Source organism: Acinetobacter sp. YH12052, assembly GCF_013419835.1.
GTDB classification, from domain to species: domain Bacteria; phylum Pseudomonadota; class Gammaproteobacteria; order Pseudomonadales; family Moraxellaceae; genus Acinetobacter; species Acinetobacter amyesii.
The window spans coordinates 137,873-152,947 of record NZ_VOZI01000009.1 but is presented as its reverse complement, the minus strand read 5'-3'; the positions used below and the strand labels follow the sequence as shown (position 1 = coordinate 152,947).

Sequence of the window (15,075 nt, the reverse complement as noted above, 5' to 3'; positions counted from 1 at the left end):
AGTAGAGCTAGAAGTATCTCAGGCTTTTTAAGTGGTATTTACGCATCACTATGTGCATACCAATTAACTCAGCAGCATAAGCCCACAATTCAAATTATGCAGTCATTGGCTTAAAAAGGATTCGGGTTAAATAAATTAAAACCCAATATTTTTTAAAGGATAATGATGAAAGTTTTAAAAACGAATTTAATGTTTATTATGCTTTCAGCAATGAGTTTAATAGGGTGTAATACTCATTCAACAAAAACTTATGTGTTGACGACAACATCTTATGGTTATGATGCAAGTTATATTCCTTATATTGTTGAATTAAATGGAGAGGAGTTAGGTGGAGGGCTAGGTAGTGGAACGAAAAGATCAGCAGTGATAACAGGAGCTCAATATATTAAATGGGGAGAAGGTAATAGCTCTAAAAAGCATATTGCAACCAATGTCCCCACATTGACGAATGAAAATTTAAAAGATAAAAAATATTTAGCTGTACATATATATCCAGATGACAGTGTGGAAATTAATTTATCGAATGAATTACCTGATGCTACTGAGAAAGGTTTAGAGTGGAGAGCAAAAATTATTGATGAATTGAAGGTAAAAGAAGAAAAATAGCTGTATCAGTCATGAGTGGCATATAGATAAAAAAAAGCGCATGATGACATGCGCTTTTTAATTTACAGCTAATTATTTTTCAACGAATGCACGTTCAATCACGTAGTCGCCTAGAACGCCCATCTTAGGAGATTCTTTCAAACCGTGCTGGTCAAGTAGTGCAGCAACGTCGTCTAGGAATGCAGGTGAACCGCAAAGCATTGCGCGGTCAGTTTCAGGGTTGAAGCGTGGTAGACCGATTTTTTCGAAAAGTTGACCAGATTCAATGGCAGTAGTTACACGGCCTTGAGTATGGAATTCTTCACGAGTTACAGTAGGGTAGTAAACCAATTTTTCTTTCGCGCCTAATTCACCAAAGAATTCGTGGTTAGGAATTTCATCTAAGATTAAATCTTGATAAGCCAATTCCGAAATGAAACGAGTACCATGTACAACAATGATTTTTTCAAAACGTTCGTAAGTTTCAGGGTCACGAATCACAGAAAGGAACGGTGCAAGACCTGTACCAGAAGAAAGTAGGTATAAGTTTTTACCAGGGTTTAAGTCATCTAGAACCAACGTACCTGTAGGTTTTTTAGATACTAAAATTTCATCGCCAACTTTTACTTTTTGTAAAATAGACGTTAAAGGACCATCTGGAACTTTAATAGAGAAAAACTCTAATTCTTCTTCATAGTTTGCGCTTGCAATAGAATAAGCGCGCATTAAAGGCTTACCATTTACTTCAAGGCCGATCATCACAAATTGACCGTTTTTAAAACGTAACGCTGTATCGCGAGTGGTTTTAAAAGAGAATAAAGTGTCATTCCAATGGTGGACGTGAGTAATCTTTTCGACGTTAAAAGCAGCCATTAAAGGTCTCAATAAAATTATCAAATTAGAACAGCTTACTATTCTAATCTAAAATCATTCTCGATAAACTGAATATATTTAATTGAACTTATCAGAAAAAGTGATTATGTCTGAGCTTAAAATGCCAATTATCGGGTATATGAAATCTCCCTACCGAGAAAAATTTGGTATTCCACGTCAGCCAAATTTGGTGCAAGTCGAATCTTATATTGAAATGGTAGAACCTTATAACGATTTATTGGCTTTTGAGGGGATTGATGATTTTAGTCATCTTTGGTTGATTTGGCAGTTTCATGAAAATAAAAATGCAGATTCGACAAAATTTCGTCCGCAAGTTCGTCCACCTCGTTTAGGTGGTAATCAAAAAATCGGGGTATTTGCGACACGAAGTATGTACCGGCCGTCACCTATGGGCTTGTCGGTTGTGCAGCTCAAAGGGGTGAAAAAAGTCGGAAAATCGGTACGAGTCTATGTGGTCGGTAGTGATTTGTTGGATGGAACACCAATTTTAGATATCAAACCGTATATTCAGTATTCAGATGCAGTGATGGGTGCACAAAGTGGTTATGCGCAGGATGAGCCAGAAAGAAAATCTGTGATTTGGTCAGAGCACGCTGAGCAACAAAAACAGGTATTTTTGAATAATGGCAATTTAACCGAACAATTAACAGCAGAACTGGAACAAGTATTGAGTTTAGATCCACGTCCTGCCTATCAGCATGATGATGAACGTATATATGGCATGTTGTTTGGCGGTTGTAATGTGCGTTTTTGCGTAGACACTAATAAAATAGTCGTACACGAAATTCTAAGTAGTTAAAAAGATCAGGTTTTAAACCTGATCTTTTTTGAAATCGAATTACTTTAATTTAGAGTATTTATCAATTTCAGTACTAGCGATATTGTTAAATAGCGAGCATTCATTTTTGATTGCTTCTACATAGTTAGTTTCAACTTTTGCTTCCAGGCTATCCTTTCCATAATTTTGAATCGCCTCATCTAAGTCAGCTTGATAGTCTTTAATATCATTAGCCAATGTGTAAGTGGTCCCTGATTTATAGTATGAGCCATAACGATAATTTTGATTAAACTGCACATAAGCATCAAAATCATAATTTACAGGTTGATTTTTCGAAATATAAACTGGATAAGAAGCTATGTTTTGGATGGTAAAATCATTTAAATAATTATTAGGATCAAAACCATTAATTTCCCCATCAAAAAGTTCAACATAATTTTTTGAACTTGATGATGTTTTCAGTCTTAAGCAAGTTGAACCTTGAGGAAAAGTTTTTCCTTTTAATTTTGAATAATAGAAACTAGGGAATGTGCCCAACTTCGTTGCTAACGTAGTATCTGCACCTGAAAGATAATTAAATGTGTCTACGTAATAGCCAATTTCTTTACCTGTTAAATTTACCACTTCGAAATTTTGAGTCAGTTTCAGACCATTGAAGTTTTGACTAGATGCTGGTGTGAAAATCCATTGGCTATCATTTTTAGAAATTAAATTGGCAAATTTATAACCATATTCGGTTTTGTTCAGCACTGGTGTATAAAGGCCTTCGTCTGTTAAATAATCAGAAATTATCCATTTCAAGTCATAATTTTCATTGTTATTGCTTAAATAATCAACATTGAAATAAATAGTATTATTTTGAATATTGAAATGTGTTTTTTCGAATAAATTGTCGCTTCCATCCCAATATGATGATGAGTAGATTGACCATTTATTATTTTCGGAACTAGTTTCAGCTCCATTTCCTGATCCAGTTTCAGATGAAGTAGAACTATTGTCTGAAGAGCCGCCGCCGCAAGCGCTTAGAATTAAGGAACTAAAAATGGCTAGGCTTAAAATTTTAAATTTCATGTTACCCTCTTTAATAAATTATGAATTACGTCACTATTATTTGTGACTGTTGCATATAGTATAGAAAAACATAAAAAAGGGAATGTTAAAAATTAACTAATTAAAATTAATGATTTAAGTTAAATTTTTCTTAATAATTTAAGTAAAAAATATTGCGTTTTAATCAGCTGGTTTTGTTATAGTGAACCTATGTTTGGGGAACATAGAACAATGACTTTTAATTTTGAAATTGACACTTCTTGGTGTTTAGACCAATTACAAAAAGATGGACGTATTACTGAACGGGACAAAATACTGATTCAAACCACGCACCGTCAGCGTGAGCAGTTGAAATGGCATCCTCTACAATGGATTGCCAATTTTAATTTAGTCGATCAGAGTCATCCGCAGTCTACCTTAACATTGAATAGACTTTGCCAATGGTTGGCAGAAAAGTCTGGAGTACCGTTTTATATTATCGATCCTCTAAAAGCTGATGTGCCTGCTTTGACAGCCATTATGTCTCAGGAATTTGCAGTACGAAATCGCATTTTAGCGGTTGAATTACAAAATGAGCATGTGCTGATTGCAACGGATCAACCTTATAAAAATGAATGGATTGCCAATTTAGAGAGAACGGTATTACCACGCAAGATTCAGCGTGTATTACTCAGTCCAGACCAACTACAGCGTTACTTGGTTGAATATTACCAAGTGAGTCGTGCGGTCAGTAATTCGCAAAAATCATCGAGTTATGACCGTGAAAATAAAGGCGTTGAAGCACTATTACAATTAGGTGATACACAAAATCCAGATGCCAATGATCAGCATATTGTGAAGCTTGTGGATTGGGTCTTACAGTTTGCCTTCGAACAAGGTGCAAGTGATATTCACCTCGAGCCGCGTAAAGATACAGGAAAGGTGCGTTTTCGTATCGATGGCGTATTGCATACCATCTACAACATGCCCGCAAATACCCTGACAGCCGTGGTCTCGCGAATTAAGATCTTAGGTCGGATGAATGTGGCTGAAAAACGTAAACCGCAAGATGGACGTTTAAAAACCCGTACACCCAAAGGCCAAGAAACAGAGCTACGTTTATCGACGCTGCCAACAGCCTTTGGTGAAAAGTTAGTCATGCGTATTTTTGACCCTGAAGTCTTGGTACGTAGTTTCCAACAGCTCGGTTTTGAAGGACGTCTGTTGGATGATTGGAAAGCATTAACCAGTCATAGTCACGGTATTATTTTAGTGACCGGTCCGACGGGTTCGGGTAAAACCACCACGCTTTATTCATCGCTCAAGCAATTGGCAACTGAAGAAGTGAATGTCTGTACGATTGAAGACCCGATTGAGATGTTAGAGCCGAGCTTTAACCAAATGCAGGTGAATACAGGGATTGATTTAGGCTTTGCTGATGGTGTACGGGCTTTAATGCGTCAAGACCCTGACATTATCATGGTCGGGGAGATCCGAGATCATGATACGGCAAATATGGCAATCCAAGCTGCATTAACAGGTCATTTGGTGCTTTCAACTTTACATACCAATGATGCACCATCGAGTTTGACGCGATTACATGATCTGGGGATTCAGCCTTTTTTAACGGCAGCGACCATTTTAGGGGTTTTGGCACAACGTTTGGTTCGTCAACTCTGTCCACATTGTAAGCGTGAGACTTTTATCAATGAACAAGAGTGGAAACATTTGACCTTTGAATATGCGATACAAATGCCTGATTTTGTCTACGAGGCGGTGGGCTGTGATGAATGTCGTCAAACGGGTTATAAAGGCCGTGTGGGGATTTATGAATTTATGCCACTCAGTATTGAAACCAAACAATTGATTGGTGCCAATGCAGATCTAACCCAATTACGTACACAGGCACGTAAAGAACATGTCGAGCCATTACGAATTGCAGGTGCGCGTAAAGTACTTGCAGGGGTGACGACTTTAGAGGAAGTTCTGCGTGTCGTACCGCTCAACTAATGGTTCGATCAAATAAATAAAAACGTCTTTGCAGCTTAAGATTCGACTCATCTTGCTTTGTTTAAATAGCGCTATCGAAATAGACAAAGTAAGAGAGACCGAAGATGACAACATTCACTCAATTGGTATGTGGTTTAGCATTTGCAGGTGTGGCATCAGTGGCAGTTGCGAATACAGCAGTCAATCAGGCTGCAGTTGCACCGATGAAAACCACATCGGTGAAACATGCCTTAGGCTTAAAAGATGATAGTAAAGTTCAATTGAAAGGTTATGTTGTGAAATCGATGGGCGATGAAAAATATCAGTTCCGCGATAGCACAGGCAGCATTACAGTGGATATTGATGATGAACTTTGGCAAGGCAAAGCGATTTCAGCTAAAACACCGGTAACGCTCATTGGAGAAATCGACATTGATTACAAACCGACGAAACGCGTTGAAGTTGATGTCGATCAAGTAAAATTTTAATTTAGCCTGTTATTCATTTCAGTGCTGCTCCATAAAAAACCACGGCTTGCTGTGGTTTTTTTATGATATGAGTAGATATGAGCAAAAGTTCGATACACTGAAGTCGGAACCATAGAAATAGGGTAGGTAAGATGCGAATTTTATTGGCAGAAGATGATGCATCCCAAGCAGACAGTATAAAAACATGGCTTGAAATGGATGGCTATAGTGTCGATTGGGTTGATCGCGGCGATCACGCTATTTTGGCTTTAGAACAACATCAATATGATTGCATACTTTTAGATCGTGGCTTACCAAAAGTAACTGGTGATGAAATTTTAAAACGTATCGTACAGTTGCATCCGCTTACACCAGTTTTATTCATTACTGCTCGGGACAGTATTGCAGATCGTGTAGAAGGTTTAGATCTGGGTGCTCATGATTATTTGGTAAAACCCTTTAGCTTGGAAGAGTTGTCAGCAAGGGTACGTGCCCAATTACGCTTGCATCATCAACAGCGTGATAATTCTCTGACTTTCGGGGATTTAAGTTTAGATGTACAAGCCAAAACGCTGCGTAAAAATGCGGAATTGATTACGCTGACATCGCGTGAATATCAAATCTTGCATAAGATGATGTTAAATCCTGAGCATATTATGACGCGTAGCCAACTCGAAGAATCACTCTATGCTTGGGGGGATGAAGTTGAAAGTAATGCGATCGAAGTTTTTATTTACCAATTGCGTAAGAAGATTGGCAGTGATTACATCAAAACCTTAAGAGGTTTGGGTTATCGCATGAATCTTCCACAACAAAGTTAAGTCTATGAGTGATAAAAAAAGCATTTCCTTACAGTCGCAACTGATTAAAACCTCACTGCTCAGTGCAATTTGGGCGGGAGCAATCTCCCTGTGTCTGATGTTGGGATTTGGTCTTTATCACATCATGAGTGTACATGATGCCCTGATGGACGAAGTGGCTGACATGCTCACTGCTACTGATCTCACGCTGAAGCAAGACGAACAAATAGATGAGCTGAGTGAAGAGTTTGATATGCAATATCAACTCATGCAAGGGTCGCAAGTCTTAACCACATCGGAACAACACACAGCATTTGAACATCAGCCCAATTTAAAACAAGGGTTGCATTATCAATGGAGAGAAGGCGCGCTTTGGCGTAGCTATGCACTTCAGGACGATGGATTAAGCGTACAAATCATTCAACCGATGAAAACACGGCTCAGAGAAACGCTGCAAAGCGTACTAGGCTATGCAGGGATTCTGTTGATTGTCTGGTTGATCCAATGGCTATTACTGCATATTTTGATTAAACGTCAATTGAAAGTTTTACAGCTTTTTTCAAAACAAATCGCTGAAAAAAATGTAGATGACTTACAAGCCATTGTCTTACCTGAACCTGTATTACAAGAACTAGAGCCGATCCAAACACAGCTGAATTTTTTATTAAGTCGATTAGATCAAGCCTTAGATGCGGAACAACGCTTTACATCCGATGCTTCACATGAATTACGCTCACCGCTGTCTGCGATTCAAATGCGACTTCAGGTATTAAAACGAAAATATCCCGACATTCAGCAGGATTTATTGAGCATACAGCACGATGTTAATCGAGGAACGCGCGTGTTGGAAAATCTACTGATTTTGGCACGGCTCGACCCGACGCAATCGGAGCAATTAGATAAAAAACAAGAAGACTTAGAACAGCTGAGTTTACAAGTCTTTGACGCTTTACAGCCTTTTATTGAAGAAAAACAGATCGAATTAAAGCTACAGACCCAGTCTGTACAGTTTGCTATGAACGCAGAGTTGATGTTTACCTGTCTACGCAATTTAGTCGATAACGCAATTCGCTATAGTCCTGAGCAAGGACAGGTAAAGATTGATTTAACGGTAACAGCACAGCAGGCGGTTTGGACGATTGAAAATCAAGGTGCGGGACTGACAGTCGCAGAATTGCAACGCATTGGCGAGCGATTTTACCGTGTATTGGGAACGAAGACGCAAGGTTCAGGTTTAGGTATTTCAATTGCCCAAAAAATTGTACAGTTACATCAAGGCCATTTAAATGTGGATGCATCTGAACTTGGTGGCTTAAAGGTACAACTCACTTTTCCAATCCGTTAAATACACGATTTGCTCTAAGGAATTTAGCGAAAGAGTGTTGTGAGAGGAAGATGAGTGTTGCGATTTAAATTAAGTTTGAGTAGCTATAAAACTTAATTTAACTAAGTACAAAACTTAAAAAAGCAGTAAGCGAATGGCTTACTGCTTGTGTTCACGATTATTTTTATTGCGCTGATAATTATTATTTTTATCAGAAATTATTTGGTCAAAATAAGGCGATTATTTCGTGTTAAACGTAGTCGATATTCTTCACCTGCATGCATAATGCGAATTTCACGTCCTAAAGCAAAAAGGTTGTTTGAATGTAGCATTGGCAGTGAGTGGTGTGCTTCATTGCTACGAGTAAAAAGGCTAAATGGTGCGTTCATTCCGTCGACTCCGTGGTGTATTTCTGAATGGTTTAAATGATAATCATTATCGAATAGGCCTGTCAACGGTAATTTTAGGATTTTATAAAAAAGATAAATTTGCTTACACTTAGATATCAATTGGAACAGAGTAGAGAGCAGGGAACTATGTCTAAACCGCAAATCGATGTCGCCATTGCGATTTTATTGCATCAAGACAAAGTACTGGTGGGTTGGCGTGAAGCAAAACAACATCAGGGCAATAAACATGAGTTTCCGGGCGGTAAAGTCGAGCAGGGTGAAAGTCCTGAACAGGCTTGTCGTCGTGAAATTTTTGAAGAGGTTGGAATTGGTTTACATGACTGGCATGCTTTTGATTTTATTCAACATGAATATGATGATGTCATTGTGAAATTACATTTATTTCATGCCACCGTCCCGCATGCGTTGCTGAATGAAATCCAAAAGCCATGGGCCTGGTATTCGCGTCAACAACTCATGAGTTTGAATTTTCCAAAGGCCAATCAAGCTATTTTGCAGCGTTTATATTGGCAGCAACAGATCAAAATCACCGCCGATTTACCAACACTTGAAACGCTTAAAGAGACGCTGTTGTATTATTGGCGAGTCGATGCCAGCGCAGAAAATGCAGAGGCATTAAATCAATTACCTACCGTGATTTTAAAACAACTGATAATTAATGAAGATCTATGGTCATTACTCTCTACAGAGGTGCAAGCACATATTTCGGCTTTACATCTTAAGCAGCACCAATTGCTGAAAAAAAATAAAGGTGATTTACAGCTTGGGAAGCGCTATATCGCAGCTTGTCATGATCAAGTTTCTGCGCTGCATGCGCAAAAAATTGGCTGTGAGGCTATTTTTATGAGCCCAGTTCTGGCGACACAAAGTCATCCAGAGGCGCAAGGTATGGGATGGGCGCATTTTTCTGAGATTGCACGAGGCATAGAAATCCCTGTTTTTGCTTTAGGTGGCATGCGTCCTGAATTATTGTCTATTTCACAGCAACATCATGCTTATGGGGTGGCAGGTATTCGCAGTTTTTAAATTAAAGTGTGTATTGAATTAAATTTGTATTTAAAGTCGATATTTTAGACTTAAAGTAACTATTGGAAATAAGCTTACTTTTAGTATGTTTTAAATAAAAAAGCCTGATCTCAATTAAGATCAAGCTTTTTTACGGGGTGCTTAAAGAGCTTTAATTGCTTGTTGTGCTTTTTGAATGGTGCTGCTTTTCTTTTGCATTTGACCAGCTTTTAAAACAACATTCCAAAGCTGTTGTTTCATCGGCTTGGTTTGAGCATAGCTTAATCCACGCAGTGCCAACGATTCTGCATTCGCAGGTTGATTTTTTCGATTGGCGATCATTGCCAAATATAAAAAAGTTTCCGCAGATTGTGGTGCCAAACGCTGTGCTTGAGTTGCAGCACTTTCAGCTTCATTCCATTTTCCATTGGCATAAGCGGTTTGCGTAGTTTGCATCAATTTTTTGAATGCAGGTAAGTCACGACCATCATCAAACTTTTGAATTTGGGTTTTCTGCTCAGGAATAACGATGCGTTGACGTTTAATTTCTGGATGGTCATATGGCGTAATAATGACCCCAGAAGAGTCATGGATATCTGCCTTTTTTTCAGGTGGAGCAGGCGGCTTTTGCTCAGGTTCGACTATGGTTTGGCAACCAGCCAAAATGATCGTCAAAACGCTCAGAATACTGAACGTTTTTAAAACTTTAATGTTTTGCAATTTAATTTGTATACTCTCCACTTGAGATGATGCGAGGTTGATCAGATGAACCCTGATCATTATCGACATCACTTTCACGAATGTAGTCACCTAAACTATCATTTTGTTCCTGAGTTGGCTGCGTCTCTTCAGTATCAACTGTGTAAGGTTCTACTTCATATTGTGTCGAACCACATGCCGTCGCTTGATTTGGAATAGAGTTGCGCGACAGAGGAATATACATCGCACCTGTACAATGCTGTGCAGATAAATTACCTGAATAACGGTCTAACCAATGCCACTGTACGCTGTCTGGTTGACGTAAATTAACTGGCTTTTGACGTAACTGCTTCATGACATTGGTCCAAACCGGAAGTGCTCCTGACGAACCAGTTAAGCCTGTAACTTTGTTGTTGTCTAAACCTAACCAAACCACACTTAAATAATTACCTGAATAACCTGCAAACCATGAGTCACGCGTATCATTGGTTGTCCCTGATTTACCTGCAAGTTTGAGTGAAGCTGGTAATGATGCATAAGCAGAACGGCCTGTCCCTGAACTCATGACTTGTTGTAAACCATAGTTCAAGATAAAGGCTGCATCAGGTGCAATAGTCGGTTGTACCGTTAAGCTATAACGATCTAATAAACGACCATTGGCATCGACCACTGAACGAATAGCTTTCACTGGATATTTGAAGCCACCGGTTGCAAAGTTGCCATACACACTCATCACTTCCATCGGTGACATATCGATAGCACCAAGGTAAATCGAAGGGTAGCTTGGAATATTAGAAGTCACACCAAACTTTTTCAGATGGTTAATAAAAGTCGACATACCGAACTCTTGACCTAAGCGTACCGCAGAGAGGTTATAAGAGTTTGATAGGGCATCGACCATTGGTACGACACCATGTGCACCACCACTATAGTTTTTCGGTGTCCAAGCTTTGCCATCACTTTGAATGCTGATAGGACTGTCTTCGATTTGACTCGCCCAGTTATAACGGTTTGATTCTATCGCACTGAGGTAAATCACAGGTTTTAGCAATGAACCGACTTGACGTTTAGCATCCATTGTACGGTTAAAGCCAGTAAAGTCCTGCGTTGAACCGACTGCTGAAACCAATTCACCATTTTCAGGATGAGACACCAGTACCGCGCCTTGTAATTCTTTCAAGCGTGCTGGATTGGCATTACTTAAACGTGCCACAGATTCTTTAAATGCAGTTTGTACACGGGTTTGAGCAATAGGATCCATCGCGGTGAAAATACGCAGACCTTGATTGGTCAAATCGCTTTCTTGATATTCAGTACGCAGTTGACGACGCACGATATCCATATAGTCAGGGAAGCGAGAAGGGCCCAATGTTGGTTTTGTAATGACATTCAATGGACGCGCTGACTCAGTTTCATATTGTTCCTGAGTTAAATAGCCCATCACCACCATATTGTTCAACACAATATTACGGCGTTTAATCGCACCTTCAGGATTTTTCCACGGATTAAATAGGGTCGGGCCTTGTACCAGACCAACTAAATAAGCCTGCTGAGCAATATTAAGTTCACGCAGCGGTAAACCAAAATAAAATTGTGAAGCTAAACCATAACCATTGATGGAATAGTTACCATTTTGCCCTAAGTTCACTTCATTTAAATAAGCTTCAAGAATTTCATCTTTGTCATAGTGGAGTTCAATCAGCATCGCCATTAAGGCTTCATTGGCCTTACGCTTAATGGTTTTTTCAGGCGATAAATAGAAATTTTTCACCAATTGCTGAGTGAGGGTCGAACCACCTTGACGTTTACCACCGGTGACATTACTTACGATGGCACGTGCTGTACCACGAATGGAAATACCATGATGTTGATAGAAATTGCGGTCTTCGGTAGCAATTAAAGCTTGGATTAAAGGCTTTGGCACTTTATCAAGTTTGATCAGCACACGGTCTTCATTGTGCTGAGGATAAATACCACCAATTAACATCGGCTCTAAGCGGGCAATACCACTACTTGAAGGCTTGGTCGCACTTACTTCAGTGATTTGATCTTCACCAAAAGTCACTTTAAGGACTTGTTCAGGGTCGACACTATCACCAAAGTCAAAACCACGCGTATGGATATAGGTTACATTGCCAGATGTAACGTAACTTCCCGTTTTCGCATAGCTGTCTTGAGCGTTATAGCCCAAAAGTTTCAGTTCTTGGTTGAGGTCTGCTTGGCTTACAGGCGCATTGGTGTAAATTTCTAAAGGACGAGCAAATACCTTGGCTGGAATATCCCAACGTTGACCTTCGAATTTATCCCGTACAATATTATCTAGACGAATAAGATAAATGCTGAACACGAGAAATCCGCCGATAATCAACAGCGAAAAAATCAGTGCAATTATGCCTATGCCACGTTCAGACTTCATAAATAGTGATAAGACCCTGAGAAATTTTGCTAATCATGCGAAGCTTTTCAGTATTTTGCAATATTTAAACTGTTATATGTATGCAAAATATTGGAAGCTACTTCACTAAAGTCGAAACTTTAAAGTTTTTTTAAATCATTTCTGTTAGTGATATGATACCAATGAGGCGAAGCGGAGCAAAAGCGCAGGTGCAAATTTCACATAAATCATTTCGAAACATTGGGTTGATTGGTCGTCCAGACAAATCATCAGTGATCGAAACCCTATGTTTGATCCACGATCATATTTTGAGTTTGGGATTACATCCTGTATTTGATACGCAAACAGCGCAGCTGGTTCCCTACAATAATACTCAGACGGTCAGCCGTAATTTATTGGGTGAAGTTGTCGATTTGGTGATCGTTGTCGGAGGTGATGGTTCATTGCTTCATGCCGCACGTGCCTTGGTGAAATATAATACCCCTGTGATTGGGGTGAACCGTGGTCGTTTGGGCTTCCTGACCGATATCAAACCGACAGAAGTGATTTTCAAGTTAGATCAAGTGCTCAAAGGTGAGTTTCAGCTAGACCGACGTTTCTTGCTAGAAATGGAAATTCGCTCGAAAGGCGAGTCGATTTATGATGCTGTAGCTTTAAATGATATTGTGCTGCACTCGGGTAAATCGGTACACATGATCGACTTTGAACTGAATATTGATGGGCAATATGTATACCGCCAACACAGTGACGGTTTAATTGTTTCGACACCAACCGGCTCTACAGCTTATGCATTATCTGGTGGTGGTCCGATTGTCCACCCAAGTATGGATGCGATTGCCTTAGTGCCAATGCATCCTCATACTTTGTCGTCACGTCCGATTGTCGTGGGCGGACAAAGTGAAATTAAAATTTTGATTCGTGAAAACCGTGTTTTACCAATGGTCAGTGCCGATGGTCAACACAGTGTATCATTGGGTGTAGGCGATAGTTTACATATCCGCAAACATCCATTTAAGCTCAACTTATTACATCCACCTGGTTATGACTTCTATATGGCATGTCGTACCAAGCTAGGCTGGAACCAAGATTTTGACTCATTAAAGCAGGATTAATTATGAATATTGAACAGATGCTTGCCGTACTCGATCCTGAAATTGTTGGTCGATTAAAAACGGCAATTGAAATTGGTAAATGGCCAAATGGCGTAGCGCTGACTCAAGAACAACGTCAAATTTGTATGCAAGCGGTGTATGCATGGGAAATTAAACATTTGCCAGAAGATGAGCGTAGCGGTTATATCGACCGTGGGACCAAAGAAGAAGATGAGCATTGCGACTCGCATGTGGAAGAACCTGAGTTCAAGCCGATTCGTTTCGTTTAATCCGTTTTCTTTCTGATTGAAAAAGCCAGCTTAATGCTGGCTTTTTTATTGGCTGATGCATGCCTAAATTTGTTGCTTCATATCTGCTTATTTAAGCGTGACGATTTGCCCACATGGTTTTGGCAGTTTGCATCGCTTCATCAAAACTTGCGACGGCACCCATGGTATACAGTGCAATTCCCATGGTTTCGATGACTGCGATTTCACCATATTCATGTACCTGTTGACCGTCCCAAACGGCTTTAAAGACGGCCAAATCGAGTTCTTCTTCGACGGGACTGCGGTTGTCCGTAAGTTTAGGCAATTCATGTTCATACATTTCACCATCCTTGATGCCACAAATTAAGGTTTTTGCATCGGGGTTACGTTCGAATTCACCACCTTCACCCTTAATGACAGCACTATTTTGATAACCCAATTGGAATGCCGCACGTTGGTGTGATCCACGATAGGCTGGGTGGAAAATCGCTTGCATGGTGGCTTTGGCATTAAACGGATTTATTAGGCGGGCAAGGGTGTGAATTGGGGAACGCAAACCCATCACATTGCGCAGTGAAATTAGATCACTGAGTATTGGCGAAATGACGTCGAGCGGAATATAAGCAAAATGACGTTGTATAAGCTGCTGTTCCACATCTGTATCATTTTGGCAAATAGGAAAACTCAAATACTCTAATACTTGTTCTGTATAAAGGCGGTTAATGGTATGACCTGAAGCGCCATGCATTACGACATTGTAGCCGTGTTTTGCCAGCGTTAATGCGGCCAATAAAAACCAAGGATAATGTTTGCGTTTACCTGCATAAGATGACCAATCTAAATCGACATCAAGCTTTTTAAACTTGAGCTGATCACGTGTGGCTTGGACAAAGCCTGTCAGTTCATCGACAGATTCTTCTTTTACACGCAATAACATCAAGAAAGCGCCCAATTGAACGTCTAAAACCTCATCTTTTAAGATCATGCTGAACGCTTGGTAGGCTTCATCATAAGTGAGAGAACGTGCGCCATTTTTACCTTTACCCACGATACGGACAAATTGCGCAAAAGGATGTTCAAAATCTTTGTAAATATTTCGTTTATTGTTCATGCAAATACTGGGCTTAAAATTAGGACTTAAGGATAGTTTACTTCTATAGTTGGTATTTTTCAGCCTGATAACAGGTTTAAAAAAGGATGTCTTTAGACTATCGTCTAATGATCTCGGTCTATTATTTAACCGAAATTAACATTTGTGGCAGAACAAGCCATTAAAAAACAGGTAAAATTTAACCTACTTTAGTATGTGTTTCATCTCCTGATCAATGCGCTGATTTTAT

General features: G+C 39.6%; 15 protein-coding genes and 1 pseudogene. 10 read left to right on the top strand and 6 right to left on the bottom strand.

The genetic code is table 11. From position 1 onward, the window contains the following. Positions 1 to 114: pseudogene (locus FTU06_RS08825) on the top strand (IS982 family transposase); the annotation flags it as partial. A 51-nt stretch (positions 115 to 165) separates the two neighbouring features. Next, positions 166 to 606 carry a hypothetical protein gene (locus tag FTU06_RS08820; RefSeq protein ID WP_180027310.1) on the top strand — a complete coding sequence of 147 codons (441 nt, stop codon included), beginning with the start codon at positions 166 to 168 and terminating at the stop codon, positions 604 to 606. 72 nt (positions 607 to 678) lie between these two features. Here the strand turns inward: FTU06_RS08820 and FTU06_RS08815 are convergent, their stop codons facing one another. Continuing rightward, complete coding sequence (locus tag FTU06_RS08815) at positions 679 to 1,458, bottom strand: ferredoxin--NADP reductase (RefSeq protein ID WP_078189109.1); 780 nt, start codon at positions 1,456 to 1,458, stop codon at positions 679 to 681. Positions 1,459 to 1,564: 106 nt separating this feature from the next. Between FTU06_RS08815 and tsaA the strand changes: the two genes are divergently transcribed. After that, the gene (gene tsaA / locus FTU06_RS08810) at positions 1,565 to 2,278 is read left to right on the top strand and encodes a tRNA (N6-threonylcarbamoyladenosine(37)-N6)-methyltransferase TrmO (protein WP_180146082.1); all 714 of its coding nucleotides are present in this window, start codon (positions 1,565 to 1,567) and stop codon (positions 2,276 to 2,278) included. 39 nt (positions 2,279 to 2,317) lie between these two features. Here tsaA and FTU06_RS08805 read toward each other — a convergent pair whose 3' ends face one another. Continuing rightward, a complete protein-coding gene (locus tag FTU06_RS08805; RefSeq protein ID WP_180146079.1) occupies positions 2,318 to 3,328 on the bottom strand; it encodes a hypothetical protein in 1,011 nt (336 codons plus the stop codon). A gap of 210 nt (positions 3,329 to 3,538) precedes the next feature. Here FTU06_RS08805 and FTU06_RS08800 point away from each other — a divergent pair, with 210 nt between their 5' ends. The 4 genes from FTU06_RS08800 (at position 3,539) to FTU06_RS08785 (ending at position 7,887) form a co-directional block, all read left to right on the top strand. Beyond that, a complete protein-coding gene (locus FTU06_RS08800) occupies positions 3,539 to 5,296 on the top strand; it encodes a GspE/PulE family protein (RefSeq protein WP_180027311.1) in 1,758 nt (585 codons plus the stop codon). Positions 5,297 to 5,400: 104 nt separating this feature from the next. Continuing rightward, positions 5,401 to 5,763 (top strand): NirD/YgiW/YdeI family stress tolerance protein, encoded by a 363-nt coding sequence (locus tag FTU06_RS08795; protein ID WP_180066629.1) that lies wholly within the window; start codon positions 5,401 to 5,403, stop codon positions 5,761 to 5,763. A gap of 131 nt (positions 5,764 to 5,894) precedes the next feature. Continuing rightward, positions 5,895 to 6,563, top strand: coding sequence for a response regulator transcription factor (locus FTU06_RS08790; RefSeq protein ID WP_180009491.1), 669 nt, complete (start codon positions 5,895 to 5,897; stop codon positions 6,561 to 6,563). A 4-nt stretch (positions 6,564 to 6,567) separates the two neighbouring features. Beyond that, a complete protein-coding gene (locus FTU06_RS08785; RefSeq protein ID WP_180146076.1) occupies positions 6,568 to 7,887 on the top strand; it encodes a HAMP domain-containing sensor histidine kinase in 1,320 nt (439 codons plus the stop codon). Positions 7,888 to 8,084: 197 nt separating this feature from the next. Here the strand turns inward: FTU06_RS08785 and hemP are convergent, their stop codons facing one another. Next, positions 8,085 to 8,255, bottom strand: a complete 171-nt coding sequence (gene hemP, locus FTU06_RS08780; RefSeq protein ID WP_078189103.1) for a hemin uptake protein HemP — start codon at positions 8,253 to 8,255, stop codon at positions 8,085 to 8,087. Between the two features lie 147 nt (positions 8,256 to 8,402). On the opposite strand from hemP, the gene FTU06_RS08775 reads away from it, so the two are divergent. After that, positions 8,403 to 9,302: an NUDIX domain-containing protein gene (locus FTU06_RS08775; RefSeq protein ID WP_180009489.1), complete on the top strand. Its 900-nt coding sequence runs from the start codon at positions 8,403 to 8,405 to the stop codon at positions 9,300 to 9,302. A gap of 141 nt (positions 9,303 to 9,443) precedes the next feature. Here the strand turns inward: FTU06_RS08775 and FTU06_RS08770 are convergent, their stop codons facing one another. Next, positions 9,444 to 9,965, bottom strand: coding sequence for a tetratricopeptide repeat protein (locus FTU06_RS08770; protein ID WP_257224301.1), 522 nt, complete (start codon positions 9,963 to 9,965; stop codon positions 9,444 to 9,446). A 37-nt stretch (positions 9,966 to 10,002) separates the two neighbouring features. Continuing rightward, positions 10,003 to 12,396 (bottom strand): penicillin-binding protein 1B, encoded by a 2,394-nt coding sequence (mrcB, locus tag FTU06_RS08765; RefSeq protein WP_180146073.1) that lies wholly within the window; start codon positions 12,394 to 12,396, stop codon positions 10,003 to 10,005. Between the two features lie 152 nt (positions 12,397 to 12,548). Between mrcB and FTU06_RS08760 the strand changes: the two genes are divergently transcribed. Next, the gene (locus tag FTU06_RS08760) at positions 12,549 to 13,487 is read left to right on the top strand and encodes an NAD(+) kinase (RefSeq protein ID WP_078189100.1); all 939 of its coding nucleotides are present in this window, start codon (positions 12,549 to 12,551) and stop codon (positions 13,485 to 13,487) included. Positions 13,488 to 13,489: 2 nt separating this feature from the next. Continuing rightward, on the top strand, positions 13,490 to 13,756 hold the full coding sequence (locus FTU06_RS08755) for a YeaC family protein (protein ID WP_078189099.1): 267 nt from the start codon (positions 13,490 to 13,492) through the stop codon (positions 13,754 to 13,756). A gap of 91 nt (positions 13,757 to 13,847) precedes the next feature. Here FTU06_RS08755 and FTU06_RS08750 read toward each other — a convergent pair whose 3' ends face one another. Further along, positions 13,848 to 14,846, bottom strand: coding sequence for a glycosyl transferase family protein (locus tag FTU06_RS08750; RefSeq protein ID WP_180146070.1), 999 nt, complete (start codon positions 14,844 to 14,846; stop codon positions 13,848 to 13,850). Positions 14,847 to 15,075 lie beyond the last annotated feature (229 nt).

Excerpts from the sequence above, each read along its gene's own strand:
- FTU06_RS08820 (WP_180027310.1), top strand. The coding sequence starts at position 166 with ATGAAAGTTTTAAAAACGAATTTAATGTTTATTATGCTTTCAGCAATG.
- FTU06_RS08815 (WP_078189109.1), bottom strand. The coding sequence starts at position 1,458 with ATGGCTGCTTTTAACGTCGAAAAGATTACTCACGTCCACCATTGGAAT.
- tsaA (WP_180146082.1), top strand. The coding sequence starts at position 1,565 with ATGTCTGAGCTTAAAATGCCAATTATCGGGTATATGAAATCTCCCTAC.
- FTU06_RS08805 (WP_180146079.1), bottom strand. The coding sequence starts at position 3,328 with ATGAAATTTAAAATTTTAAGCCTAGCCATTTTTAGTTCCTTAATTCTA.
- FTU06_RS08800 (WP_180027311.1), top strand. The coding sequence starts at position 3,539 with ATGACTTTTAATTTTGAAATTGACACTTCTTGGTGTTTAGACCAATTA.
- FTU06_RS08795 (WP_180066629.1), top strand. The coding sequence starts at position 5,401 with ATGACAACATTCACTCAATTGGTATGTGGTTTAGCATTTGCAGGTGTG.
- FTU06_RS08790 (WP_180009491.1), top strand. The coding sequence starts at position 5,895 with ATGCGAATTTTATTGGCAGAAGATGATGCATCCCAAGCAGACAGTATA.
- FTU06_RS08785 (WP_180146076.1), top strand. The coding sequence starts at position 6,568 with ATGAGTGATAAAAAAAGCATTTCCTTACAGTCGCAACTGATTAAAACC.
- hemP (WP_078189103.1), bottom strand. The coding sequence starts at position 8,255 with ATGAACGCACCATTTAGCCTTTTTACTCGTAGCAATGAAGCACACCAC.
- FTU06_RS08775 (WP_180009489.1), top strand. The coding sequence starts at position 8,403 with ATGTCTAAACCGCAAATCGATGTCGCCATTGCGATTTTATTGCATCAA.
- mrcB (WP_180146073.1), bottom strand. The coding sequence starts at position 12,396 with ATGAAGTCTGAACGTGGCATAGGCATAATTGCACTGATTTTTTCGCTG.
- FTU06_RS08760 (WP_078189100.1), top strand. The coding sequence starts at position 12,549 with ATGATACCAATGAGGCGAAGCGGAGCAAAAGCGCAGGTGCAAATTTCA.
- FTU06_RS08755 (WP_078189099.1), top strand. The coding sequence starts at position 13,490 with ATGAATATTGAACAGATGCTTGCCGTACTCGATCCTGAAATTGTTGGT.
- FTU06_RS08750 (WP_180146070.1), bottom strand. The coding sequence starts at position 14,846 with ATGAACAATAAACGAAATATTTACAAAGATTTTGAACATCCTTTTGCG.